Here is an 11,930-nt window from a genome sequence, read left to right on the forward strand (position 1 = left end):
CCAGAAGCAGACATGTACGCGCCACGTTGGCCGCGTCATTGCCCTGTCGGATGAGACCTTCTACAATCCGATTTTACAGCCGATGTGGTCGGATATTCGCACGCCGCCTATGAGCAGATCTACTATTCGTCGCTGATGCCGCGCACCTATCTCTGCGCGCGGCTGCTGGAGAGGGTCGACTGATGGCCACGCTCTATCACGTGCCCACCTCGCGCTCGCTCCGCGTGCTGTGGACGCTGGAGGAGATCGGCGCCACGGTCGAAGTGAAGTCTCTGGGTGTTCGGCCGCGGCTGCAGGAGCCCGAGTATCTCGCGATCAATCCGGCCGGCACGCTGCCCGCCCTGATCGACGGCGACCGGGCGATCTACGAATCGCTGGCGATCTGCGAATACCTCGCCGCCAGGCATGGTTCCGACCTGGTCGTGGCGCCGGACGAGCCGGAGCGGCCGGAGTTCGTGCAATGGCTGTTGTACGGCGAGGCGACTCTGCAGGCGCCGCTCTCCGCGATGGCGCGCATCAGACGTATCCGCAACAAGACGCCGGAGATGCAGGCCGGCATCGATGCCGTGCTGTCCGACGCGCGCCACTCGCTCTCGATGCGGGCAAAGCTACTCGAGCAGCGGCTGGAGGGGCGTGACTTCCTGGTGGCGGGGCGGATGACGCTTGCTGACATTTCGGTTGGCTATCCGCTCAACCACATGGGAAAGCCCGACTTCGCCTCGCTGCTCGGTCCCCGCGCCACGGCCTATCGTGAGCGCCTGCTTGCGCGGCCAGCGTTCCAGCGCGCCGCGGCCGTTCCCTAGCCTGGGCTGGGCCCGGAATTTAAAAAGGCGGCCTTTACGCTGACTTGAGTAGAGAGGTCCGCTTGCGATGTTAAAGGCGGACTCCGGTCCGGTGCCTTATCATGTCTCAGAAGTGCCAATAGGCGACTTATTCGATCACCTCGTCGGCGCGGGCGAGTAATGCCGGAGGAATCGTGAGACCTATTGCCTTTGCGGCCTTCAGGTTAATCACAAACTCGTATCGCGTCCCTTGGACATACGGCATCTCGCCTGGTTTGCTACCGCGCAATACCTCAGCCACCTGCGCAATAGCGACCCGAACGGCGTTCTTGTGGTCCATGGAATAAGACATCAATCCTCCGGCTTCCACCTGCTCGCGAAAAGCAAACATCGTCGGGAGACCGATTTGCTGGGCGAGTTTAACGAGAAGAAAGCGATGAGCGTAGGCGATAGTAATATTTGCAATCACAAGTCCATCGACTTGGTCCCGCTGGATGGCTTGAAAAGCGTCGCTGTATGCCTGTTCAGTGACCGGAGTGGATACGGGCGCATGCGCTAACGCAATACCGAGTCTTTGAGCGACCTCCCGCGTCTCCTTGCCGCCCGCAGCCTCCCAACCCGCTTGCGTTGAGACGAAAAGCACGTTGCGAGCTTTTGGGATGGCTTCGGCAAGCAGTTCAAGACGCTTACCCCAAAGTTCAACGCCAGCATCAACGCTAACCCCCGTAACGTTTCCGCCCGGATGCGACAGGCTGGATACCACTCCAAATCGAATCGGATCGCCAGTCATGGCAACGATGGGAATTGTGCTGGTCGCCGCTTTCAATGCGAGTGTGATCGACGTACCCAAAGCAAAGATCACGTCTGGATGCGCGTTGACGATTTTGGATGCGAGGTCGCCATATTCCCCTTTCCCGTCAGCCGAAAACCGGTCGATGATCAAATTCTGACCTTCGATATAACCAAGGCGCTGGAGTTCCCGAAGACCCGACGTGTAACCCGGGTCGCCTCCAATCCGCATGTCGGCAACCTTTAGCGCAGGGTCGGCTAGTGCGAGCCGCTTCATCTTTGCTGGCTGCTGCGCCCACCCAGCGATTGGAGACACGGCCGCGCCGCCGATTAGCCCAATGAACGCGCGCCTTCTCATGCCCGCCTCCCAGGATCAGGATGCCGGGGAAGTGTATCTGTCCAAGCCCGATGCTTGGAAGGTGTTGTCGGCGGCATGCGGAATCGATAGGGAAAGGCCGCGACAAATTAGCGCGACGGGCAAATCAATTCTGATTTATCGAAATCATGTCAAGCCCTAAATTTCTGTAAATCACAAATATTTCCCTTTCCTTCCACCCCAAATCACCGGCACATCAATAGCCATCCCGTCCCACTCAGAGGGGCGTCGGCCGTCGTCACGACGAGGGACGGGGATGCGGTGGACGCTGATGTTGCGATTGACGGTCGTGGCTGAAGCGTACGGCGAAAGCGTGTGGTCCTGGCGCCCGTAACGGCGTCAAGTCCTGCGGGAGCCAACGCTTCCGAGGGACGACGGTGGCAATTGAGACCGTCTCACCGGGGAGAGCGCGCCATAAGCCGTAAAGCCATTGCGCAGGGAATGTCGGATACTCTCCGCTGCCCTGTATGCTCGTGTGCAGCTTTCTTTGCACTATTCGCACACGAGACCGCGGGTGCAGCGCGCATCCGGCATTCCCTGCGCCCTCTGAATTTTTGGGGGCGAACGATTTGAACAACCCGGGCGAAACCTGCCGCGGGAATGCGCAAGTGTGTTTTCCCGCCGCGCGATGCCGGCACCGCCGCCTTGAACGCGCTGGTTGCAGATGTCAGATAATTCGCGCCGCCGATCGGCGCGACGGCTGATGGACGGCCATCTGCCCGCACCCGTAACCCAAGATTAATGCGCACCACTTAGGATGGAGGCCAGCACTCCCATACCATCGTGAATGGCCCAAATCCCATGAAAATCGGTACCCTCCTGACCGCCGCCATTGTCTCGCTTTCCGCCGTGGGCGGTGGCCTCGCCGTCTATGTGGCCGTTACGAAATACCAGACCATGGACAAGGTTTCCGTCGCCCAGAGCCGGCTCGAAGTGGTGCGGGCCGTCGGCGACATTCCGCGCTACATGAACCCCGAACGCGGCTTCTCCACCAACATCCTGTATGGGCCGGCGGTGGTAGAGCCGAAGATGCTCACCGACCTCGACAAATACCGCAAGGATACCAACGGTGCGCTGGCGAAGATGAATGTAATCCGCAAGGCGCTACCCGGCTCGCTCGACGATGGCGCGTCCGTCGGCAGCGGCATCGATGCGCTGAACGCGAAGTTCAACGCCCTGCGCGAGGCCATCGACAAGGCGATCGCCGGCCCCGCCGATGCCCGCAAGGACGCCGCCAGAAAGATCGTCGCCGATAACGCGACCTTCAACGCCGCCATCACCGCGTTGCTCGAAGAACAGGTCCGCCGCATGGCGCTGCTCGACGGCGACGCCTACCGCCAGGCGACCTATGCGAACATCACCTGGGCGCTGCGCGATGTCGGCGGCTACAACGCCAGCCTGCACAAGAACCTGGTCGGCGCCAACCGCGTCGCGACCGAGCCTGAGAAAATGGAACTGAGCCGCGCGCAAGGCCGCGCCGACCAGATCCTGATGTCGCTGCAGGATTTGCGCGGCAATCCCGCAACGCCAGCCAACGTGGCAGCCGCCCTCGGCAAGATGAACGAGGCTTATGTCGATCGGTTCGGCAAGGAGCTGAAGCTCGTCAAGGACGGCGCGATCAGCGGCAAATACGAGCACGACGTCGATGTGTTCTTCGCGGAATCGCAAAAGGGCCTCGGCGCGGTCATCACGCTGCGCGACGCGTTCTACGACAATGCCGAGGAGGTCCTGGGCGCCGCCTACTCCTCGGCGCGCCTCAGCTTCATCATCGCGCTCGCAGGCCTGATCGCCGTTGTCGGCGCCAGCGCCGGCCTGATCCTGATGGTCTATCGCCGCGTCTGCAAACCGATCGTCGAGCTTACCGCCACCATGACGCGTCTTGCCAGCGGCAACGTTTCCGACGAAATCTCGGGCGCCGAGCGCGGCGACGAGATCGGCGCGATGGCGGCTGCCGTGCGCGTCTTCAAGGACAACATGATCGAGGCCGAACGCCTGTCGGCGGAAAAGGCGGCCGAGAACGACGTCAAGATGCGGCGCGTCCAGGTGCTCGACGAACTCACCCGCGGGTTTGAAGCCAAGGTGACCGAACTCGTCGGCGGGCTGTCTGCAGCATCATCGGTCATGGAGGACACCGCGCAGTCGATGTCCTCGACCGCGGAAGCCACCAACCGTCAGGCCGGTGTCGTGGCCGCCGCCTCCGAACAGACCTCGACCAACGTCCAGACCGTTGCGAGCGCCACGGAAGAACTCACCTCCTCGATTTCGGAGATCGGCCGCCAGGTCGCGCAGTCCACCGAGATCGCGGCCCGTGCCGTCGACAATGCGCGCCGCACCGGCGACACCGCCCGCTCGCTGGCCGAAGGCGCGCAGAAGATCGGCGACGTCGTCACGCTGATCCAGAGCATTGCGGCCCAGACCAACCTGCTCGCCCTCAACGCCACCATCGAGGCCGCACGTGCCGGCGATGCCGGCCGCGGCTTTGCGGTCGTCGCCTCCGAAGTCAAATCGCTGGCCGGCCAGACCGCGAAAGCGACCACCGAAATCTCCGAACAGATCGCCGCCATTCAGGCCGCTAGCGACGAGACGGTGACAGCCATTCAGAACGTCGCCAACGTCATCGCCGAGATCGACCAGATCGGCATTGCGATTGCCTCGGCAATCGAGGAACAGGGTTCGGCGACGCAGGAGATTTCCCGCAGCGTCCAGGAAGCCGCGCGCGGCACCCAGGAAGTCAACGCCAACATCTCCGGCGTGCAACGGGCGGCCGACGAGACCGGTTCAGCCGCCACCCAGGTGCTGGGCGCAGCCGAGCAATTGTCGTCGCAGTCCAAGGACCTCGCCGGCCAGGTCAACCGCTTCCTCAGCGAGGTTCGCGCCGCCTAAGTCAGGCGGGATCGCTGCAGCCAGCGCATGCTTGCAAGTCCGAACCATCACGCGCGGTCGTCTGCCAGCTGTGGTAGATGACATCAGCGGCACTGGGCCGCCTGATTGAGGACGAGCAAGTCGCTATGCACCAACCGGCACCGCCGCGCCCAAAACTCGCCGAAACCGTCGTTGAGCCCACGGTCAAATTGCGCGAGGTCACCGTCGGCCGTTGCTGCGAGGTTCTCGGCGATACCGCCATCGAATACACCGAACTCGGCGACTACTCGTATCTCGGCCCGGGCTGCATGGTCGCGGACGCAGCGATCGGAAAATTTTGCGCGATCGCGGCGCAAGTCCGCATCGGGGCGCCGAACCATCCCCTCGACCGCCCGTCACAGCATCGCTTCACCTATTGCCCCGAATATTACACGGCGGACGCGCAGCGCGACCACGGCTTTTTCCGGCAGCGCCGCGCCGACCGCGTCGTGATCGGCAACGATGTCTGGATCGGTCACGCCGTCATTGTGATGCCGGGAGTCACGGTCGGCGACGGCGCCGTTCTGGCCGCCGGCGCCGTCGTCACGCGCGATGTGGCGCCCTACACCATTGTCGGCGGTGTTCCGGCAAAGCAGATCCGAGAGCGCTTCAACCGTGACATCGCCGCGCAGCTCTCACGTATTGCGTGGTGGAATTGGCCGGCAGAGACCATCTATCAGCGCCTGCCGGAATTTCAATCCGGCGACGTCGAGGGATTCTGCGCGCGGTGGGGTCAATCTGCGGGTACCGCCTAGTAGAAAAACGATGTCTCAAGCAGCAAACAGCCTTCCGGACCTGCCTTGAAGGGGCCGTGTTTGGCATGCGGAGGGCGGCAGGCGAAAGCCGGAGCGTGGAACGCCTCGAAACGATGTGGCGGCTCCTGCGAGGCCACAAGGAGCGTGCCCCTGATAACCACGACCTCCTCATAAAACTCGTGCGCGCGCACGGCATCGATCTCGGCATTCGGCGCCCAGCGAGCGAGGCGGTTGAGATGCCCCTTGCCGGCAGCTTCATCGAGCGACCCGGCTAGCGTCTTCGCTTCGATACCCGGCGCGATCGTTTCCCAACCTGAGGAAAGATCGATGTTGAAGAACTCCCGATGTTCCTTACCGGTCCTTGGGTCGCGCTGATCCATGATGCTGTCCTGTGTTGGGTAACATCGACTATACTGGCTGTTGTCATGATTAAAAATGATACTTGTCGATTGTGATGGATCGAGAGAGGTTGTTCATGATCGACTTGCGTACGGGCCAATTGCCCGTCTTAAAGAACAAGCGGCAAGGCGCGGGAGTTAATCGTGAGCGCGAATAAAGCGATCAAACTTGCGGTGATCGGGCGTGGCATGATCGGGTCGGCGGCGGCACGGCATCTGTCCAAAATGGGCCATGATGTTGCACTGATCGGGCCCGATGAGCCGGCTGATTTTTCACGCCATGACGGCGTCTTCGGCAGCCACTACGACGAGGGCCGTATCACGCGGAGTTACGATCCGCAGCCATTTTGGCGGCAAATGAACCGCGCAGCGATTTCGCGCTACGGCGAGATTGCAGCGGAAAGCGGCGTGGCGTTCTACCGGGAAGTCGGTGCGCTCTACGTTGGCGATAGCGAAACCACAAACGTCGATTCGGTCGGCAATATCTGCACCGAAGACGGAATCCTGTGCGAAGCATATCATGATGCGGGGCTCGCGAAGCGATTTCCGTTTCTGAGATCGACGGCGGGAATGCAGGGGTATTTCCAGCCGCGCAATGCCGGATACATCAGCCCGCGCCGCCTGGTCCGCGCGCAGACGATCGCGGCGGAGCGCGCCGGGGCCCGGATCATCGACGAACCGGCTCTGGGGATTTCGGAAAGCGGCTCTGCTGTGACGATCCGGACGAGATCGGGCAGTGTCGAGGCCGAGCGTGTCCTCGTGGCAGCAGGCGGGCATACCCAATCGCTTCTCGGTCGATCATTGGGTGTTACGGTCTATGGGCGTACCGTGGCGATGTTTCGGCTTGGTGCGGCGGAGGCTCAACGCCTGGACGGAATGCCATCGATGCTTTGTTTGGGTCCCAAGGGCGACAACCCCTATATTCTGCCGCCGATCGCCTATCCGGACGGCCAAACCTGGTTGAAGCTCGGCGGTGATCCGGTCGATCTTCCGCTCGAAAGCGAAGCGGATATCAAGGACTGGTTCCGATCGGGCGGATCGATTGACGTTGCCGATCGGCTTCAAACGCAGATTCTTGCGCGTATTCGCGACCTCCATTTCGAAGAGCGCCGCGTGGTGCCGTGCATGACCAGCTTTGGCGACACCGGCTTGCCCTGCATCGGACCGCTTTCGGAGCGCGTAGTGGTTGCATTCGGCTGCTACGGCAAGAGCGCGAAATGTTCGGACGAATTGGGTCGGTTAGGCGGCATGGCGCTGCTCGGCGAGGTCAAAGCAGAGCTCGCACCCTGATGGTCACGAGCTTGCCTTAGTCCCTGTTGCGCCAGTCTATGGCGCTAATCCCGTTTGAAACGATAATCGAAGCGATCGCCGTCGGCCGTGATCAAACCGACCGTCGGGTTCGGAAAGTGGATAGGCAGGATCAGCGTATCGGTGCCGGCAACGGAGGCAAAGAACGTGCGGCGCGACACCGCCGACTGCTTTGGGTCCCAGTCGACGCCCGGCGACCAGTCGGGCTCGCGGCACTGGATCGCGTGATGCATCAGGTCGCCAGCCACCACCGCCCGCCGTCCTTTCGAGAAGATGTTGACGCAGCAATGGCAGGGCGAATGCCCCGGCGTCGGCGTCAGCGTGACGGTATCGTCCAGCGCATAGTCGTCGTCGACCAGCAGCGCCTGCCCGGCCTCCACGATCGGCAGACAGTTGTCGCGGAACACTTTGCCGGGCGGCTCGGCGCCTTTGGCGTATTCGGCTTCCCACACCGCGTATTCCCTCTTGTGGAATATGTACTTCGCATTCGGGAATGTCGGCACCCAGCGCCCGTCGCGCAGCGTGGTGTTCCAGCCGGTATGGTCAATGTGCAGATGCGTACAGAACACGTAGTCGACCTGCTCGAAGCTGACGCCGAGTCCGAACAGTTCGTTGCGCCAGCGCTCCTTGCCGGGAAAATCGAACGGCGGCGGGTGGCCCTTGTCCTCGCCGGTGCAGGTGTCGACCAGGATGGTATGGCGCGGGGTACGGACCACAAACGTCTGGTAGGTGATGAACATCTTGCCGGACGCAGCGTCGAAGAATTCCGGCTCCATCTTTGGCAGATGATGCTTGAAGACCGCGTCGTCATAGGCCGGGAAGAAATCCTGCGGCCGCCGCCACGGCCCCTCGCGCTCGATCACCGCATCGATGGTGATGTCGCCGATCCTGATCTGCCGCATCGTTTCCCCCGATTTTTGCGGGAAGCGTATCGGGCAGACACTGATGGTTCAAGCCGACGTGTACGCGTGCCTCCAATGCGTTGGCCGGTCCTGTCGCCTTCCGCCGCCGCAAATCGAACAGAAATACTGCTTAGCAGCACATCTCAAAAGAGGTGCAATATTGGGCAAGAAGATAAAGTACGTCGCCGCAGCAATCGCTGCAATCGCCGCTTGCATCTACATCAACAACACCAATCTCCTGACCGCGCATCGCGAGGGCCCTCCCGTCCTTCTCGCACACCGGGGCATGGCGCAGCGCTTCGACGAACGCGATTTGAAGAACGACACCTGCACGGCGGCACGGATGTTGCCGCCGACGCATAACTATCTGGAGAATACCATTCGTTCGATGCGGTCGGGTTTTGCGGCCGGCGCGGATATCGTCGAGATCGATGTCCATCCGACAACCGACGGCGAGTTTGCGGTATTTCACGACTGGACGCTCGACTGCCGCACGGATGGACGCGGGGTTACCCGCGAGCATGCGATGGCCGAACTGAAATTACGCGACATCGGCTACGGATACACGGCCGACAACGGCAAGACCTTTCCATTCCGCGGCAAGGGCATCGGCCAGATGCCAACGCTGGGCGAGACGCTCGCGACCTTCCCGGACAAGCACTTGCTGATCAACGTCAAGAGTCGCGATCGATCCGAAGGCGAGAAGCTGGCGGCCGTACTGGGAGCCCTCCCCGCCGAGCGCCGCCGCCTCATCATGGTTTATGGCGGCGACGAGCCGATCGAAGCGGTCCGGCGATTGGTGCCGGACATCAGGACGATTTCACGCGCGGCCATCAAGAGCTGTCTTGTCAGCTACATCGGATATGGCTGGACCGGCATGGTACCGCGGGCGTGCGAAAATGCGATGGTTCTGGTGCCGATCAATGTCGCGCCGTGGCTGTGGGGCTGGCCGGACCGATTCCTGAACCGCATGGACGCGGCAAACAGCGCGGTCTTCGTGCTGGGCCCCTACAGCGGCGGCGAGTTTTCGTCCAGCGTCGACACGCCGGAACTCCTGCAACGACTACCCGAAAAATACTCCGGTGGCATCTGGACCAACGAAATCGAAACAATCGCCCCGCTGGCGCGACGGAGATAGCGCGTCAGCTCCGCAGGCCCGGCGCTTCGTGGCCGGTGCGCGCGACGTACTCCGTATAGCCGCCGCCGAACTGGTGGATACCCTCGGGCGTCAATTCCAGCACGCGGTTGGAAAGCGCCGCCAGGAAGTGACGATCATGCGAGACGAACAGCATGGTGCCCTCGAATTCGGAGAGCGCGTTGATCAGCATTTCCTTGGTCGCGAGATCCAGATGGTTGGTCGGCTCGTCCAGCACCAGAAAATTCGGCGGGTCGAACAGCATCTGCGCCATCACCAGCCGCGCCTTCTCGCCGCCCGACAGCACCCGGCATTTTTTCTCGACATCGTCGCCGGAAAATCCGAAGCAGCCGGCCAGCGCGCGCAATGAGCCCTGGCCTGCCTGCGGAAAACAATCCTCAAGCCACTGGAACACGGTGCGTTCGCCGTCGAGCAGATCCATCGCGTGCTGGGCGAAATAGCCCATCTTGACGCTGCCGCCGACCACGACGGTGCCGTCATCAGGCTCGGTCGAGCCCGCCACCAGTTTCAGCAACGTCGACTTGCCGGCGCCGTTGATGCCCATCACGCACCAGCGCTCGCGGCGGCGGATCATGAAGTCGAGGCCTTCATAGATGCTGCGGCTGCCATAACCCTTGTGGACGTTCTTCAGGCTGACGACGTCCTCGCCGGAACGCGGCGCCGGCAGGAAGTCGAACGCGACCGTCTGGCGCCGCTTCGGCGGCTCGACACGCTCGATCTTGTCGAGCTTCTTCACGCGGCTCTGCACCTGTGCCGCATGCGAGGCGCGCGCCTTGAAGCGCTCGATGAACTTGATCTCCTTGGCCAGCATCGCCTGCTGGCGCTCGAACTGCGCCTGCTGCTGCTTCTCGTTCAGCGCACGCTGCTGTTCGTAGAACTCGTAATTGCCGGAAAAAGTCGTCAGCGTGCCGCCGTCGATCTCGACCACCTTGTTGATGATGCGGTTGATGAACTCGCGGTCATGCGAAGTCATCAGCAGCGCGCCTTCATAGCCGCGCAAAAACTGCTCCAGCCAGATCAGGCTTTCCAGATCGAGATGGTTGCTCGGTTCGTCCAGCAGCATCACGTCGGGGCGCATCAATAGAATACGCGCCAGCGCGACACGCATCTTCCAGCCGCCCGACAGCGCGCCGACGTCGCCATCCATCATTTCCTGGCTGAATCCGAGGCCCGAAAGCGCCTCGCGCGCCCGGCCGTCCAGCGCATAGCCGTCGAGTTCCTCGAAGCGGTGCTGTACCTCGCCATAGCGGGCGATGATGTCTTCCATCTCATCCGCCTGGTCCGGGTCGGCCATCGCGGCTTCGAGCGCCCTCAGCTCGGCCGCCACGACGCTGACGGGGCCTGCGCCGTCCATCACCTCGGCAACCGCGCTGCGGCCTGCCATCTCGCCGACATCCTGGCTGAAATAGCCGATGGTAATGCCGCGATCGAGCGACACCTGACCCTCGTCGGGCAGTTCCTGACCTGAGATCATCCGGAAAAGCGTGGTCTTTCCAGCCCCGTTCGGGCCGACAAGGCCGATCTTCTCGCCCTTTTGCAGGGCTGCGGAAGCTTCGATGAAGAGGATCTGGTGGCCGACTTGCTTACTGACGTTATCGAGACGGATCATTGTTGCCCAAACATGAAAATTGTTGGCCGCTCTTATTCCATGTAGGGCGCAGGGGAAAGCCTATTCCGGCGGGCAAGGCATAGCGTTTTTTAGCGAAAGCCTGTCCCGCACTTGATGCGAGATCGGCACCGGTTCGCGTCAAGAAAACGCGTCAAATAAGAAGATTATGCTGCCCGCATCAACCTCAGGGTGGCGGCCAGCCGCAGGCTGCGTTTTCCCGCCAGCGCGATGCCTTCGAGTTCCGCGCCCTCGCCGTCGCACGTGCCGGAAAAGCCGATACCGACCTCATAGCCGCCAAACACCAGATTTTCACCCTTTGCCGGCGTGTGCTCCTGGTTGAGGATCTCGCCTTTCCAGCGGCCATCGGCGGAGCTGTAGGAACCGAGGTAATAGAAGAACGCGTCGCCGCCGAGGATGCGGCCGTTCATTAGCAGCATGACGCCGGACAGGCCGGCATCGACGCCGTCGAGCGCGCGGATGTGAATCGAATAGAGCCCGTTCACAATGCCGCCAGGTCCGACTTCACCGACAGGCGGCAGCCCCTCGTCGTCGAGTTTGGTCAGGTTGGCCCAGAACAATGCTCCCGGCCGCGGCGCGGCGCTGCCTTCGAAGCGGATATTGGTGCCATCCGTCGTACCCCGCACGCTGATCGCGGCGACGTCGGTGTCCATCAGCGGCTTGTAATGCGGGTCCTCATTATGACGCTGGGTGATGACCTCGCCGATAATCTCCGCGCCGTTTTCCTGGTAGGTCCCCAGATGCGCGAAGGCGGAATTGCCGCCCAACAGCTTGCCTTCATGCATGCACATGATGCTGCGACCGAACGCGTCGTTCACGCCGTACTCAGCCTTGTAAAGCCCGTCCAGCAAAGCAGATTTCCAGCTTCATTGAATCATCCCGCGGGGCATAGCACTGGCGGGGAAGCAGTACCAGCGGTCGTTTTAGCGCAGGTTT

General features: G+C 62.0%; 10 protein-coding genes. 5 read left to right on the forward strand and 5 right to left on the reverse strand.

Annotation, left to right across the window (positions count from 1 at the left end):
• The first annotated feature begins 182 nt into the window (after positions 1-182).
• On the forward strand, positions 183-803 hold the full coding sequence (locus ABIE49_RS02080; RefSeq protein ID WP_192733327.1) for a glutathione S-transferase family protein: 621 nt from the start codon (positions 183-185) through the stop codon (positions 801-803).
• A 127-nt stretch (positions 804-930) separates the two neighbouring features.
• On the opposite strand, the gene ABIE49_RS02085 is transcribed toward ABIE49_RS02080, so the two are convergent.
• Positions 931-1,929, reverse strand: coding sequence for an ABC transporter substrate-binding protein (locus ABIE49_RS02085; RefSeq protein WP_192733328.1), 999 nt, complete (start codon positions 1,927-1,929; stop codon positions 931-933).
• Positions 1,930-2,748: 819 nt separating this feature from the next.
• Between ABIE49_RS02085 and ABIE49_RS02090 the strand changes: the two genes are divergently transcribed.
• Positions 2,749-4,830: a methyl-accepting chemotaxis protein gene (locus ABIE49_RS02090; RefSeq protein ID WP_192733329.1), complete on the forward strand. Its 2,082-nt coding sequence runs from the start codon at positions 2,749-2,751 to the stop codon at positions 4,828-4,830.
• A gap of 125 nt (positions 4,831-4,955) precedes the next feature.
• Positions 4,956-5,603 carry a DapH/DapD/GlmU-related protein gene (locus ABIE49_RS02095; protein WP_192733330.1) on the forward strand — a complete coding sequence of 216 codons (648 nt, stop codon included), beginning with the start codon at positions 4,956-4,958 and terminating at the stop codon, positions 5,601-5,603.
• On the opposite strand, the gene ABIE49_RS02100 is transcribed toward ABIE49_RS02095, so the two are convergent.
• On the reverse strand, positions 5,600-5,983 hold the full coding sequence (locus tag ABIE49_RS02100) for a cupin (protein WP_192733331.1): 384 nt from the start codon (positions 5,981-5,983) through the stop codon (positions 5,600-5,602). The two genes, ABIE49_RS02095 and ABIE49_RS02100, sit on opposite strands and share 4 nt — an antisense overlap.
• 192 nt (positions 5,984-6,175) lie before the next feature.
• Here ABIE49_RS02100 and ABIE49_RS02105 point away from each other — a divergent pair, with 192 nt between their 5' ends.
• Positions 6,176-7,291, forward strand: a complete 1,116-nt coding sequence (locus ABIE49_RS02105) for an NAD(P)/FAD-dependent oxidoreductase (protein WP_354067380.1) — start codon at positions 6,176-6,178, stop codon at positions 7,289-7,291.
• 44 nt (positions 7,292-7,335) lie between these two features.
• Here ABIE49_RS02105 and ABIE49_RS02110 read toward each other — a convergent pair whose 3' ends face one another.
• Complete coding sequence (locus ABIE49_RS02110) at positions 7,336-8,211, reverse strand: MBL fold metallo-hydrolase (RefSeq protein WP_192733333.1); 876 nt, start codon at positions 8,209-8,211, stop codon at positions 7,336-7,338.
• Between the two features lie 160 nt (positions 8,212-8,371).
• Here ABIE49_RS02110 and ABIE49_RS02115 point away from each other — a divergent pair, with 160 nt between their 5' ends.
• Positions 8,372-9,349, forward strand: coding sequence for a glycerophosphodiester phosphodiesterase family protein (locus ABIE49_RS02115; RefSeq protein ID WP_192733334.1), 978 nt, complete (start codon positions 8,372-8,374; stop codon positions 9,347-9,349).
• Between the two features lie 4 nt (positions 9,350-9,353).
• On the opposite strand, the gene ABIE49_RS02120 is transcribed toward ABIE49_RS02115, so the two are convergent.
• Entirely contained in the window at positions 9,354-10,976 is a 1,623-nt protein-coding gene (locus ABIE49_RS02120; RefSeq protein ID WP_192733335.1) for an ABC-F family ATP-binding cassette domain-containing protein, read from the reverse strand.
• Positions 10,977-11,140: 164 nt separating this feature from the next.
• On the reverse strand, positions 11,141-11,845 hold the full coding sequence (locus ABIE49_RS02125) for a hypothetical protein (RefSeq protein ID WP_192733336.1): 705 nt from the start codon (positions 11,843-11,845) through the stop codon (positions 11,141-11,143).
• Positions 11,846-11,930: the final 85 nt, after the last annotated feature.

It is taken from the genome of Bradyrhizobium sp. OAE829 (genome assembly GCF_040546575.1).
Taxonomy (GTDB): Bacteria; Pseudomonadota; Alphaproteobacteria; order Rhizobiales; family Xanthobacteraceae; genus Bradyrhizobium.